The organism is Pseudomonas sp. 32_A, from assembly GCF_017490905.1.
Classification (GTDB): Bacteria; Pseudomonadota; Gammaproteobacteria; order Pseudomonadales; family Pseudomonadaceae; genus Aquipseudomonas; species Aquipseudomonas inefficax.
Genome location: NZ_JAFGYI010000522.1, coordinates 1 through 237, shown reverse-complemented (window position 1 = coordinate 237; position 237 = coordinate 1). Strand labels below are relative to the sequence as shown.

The window sequence follows — 237 nt, the reverse complement described above, 5'->3', positions numbered from 1 at the left end:
AAGCCCTGGATCATGCAGTTGGTCAGCCACAGGGCGTTGGCCGGCACATGGTTGGCGTTTTCCTTGGCCAGAAAGCGCGGCATGGTCTTGTCCCGCGCCGTGGCGAAGAGGATCTCGGCGCACAGCAGCACCCACGACAGCAGGGCCCCGAGCAGCGAGATGATCAGGCCGACGCTGATCAGCACCGCACCCCAGTGGCCGACCACATGCTCCAGCACGGCAGCCATCGACGGGTTC

1 protein-coding gene is annotated in these 237 nt (G+C 65.4%); it reads right to left on the bottom strand.

The window, feature by feature from the left end; genetic code table 11:
• Nucleotides 1-237: amino acid permease (locus J5M58_RS27675; protein ID WP_207880730.1), on the bottom strand; the 237-nt coding region annotated here is incomplete at both ends.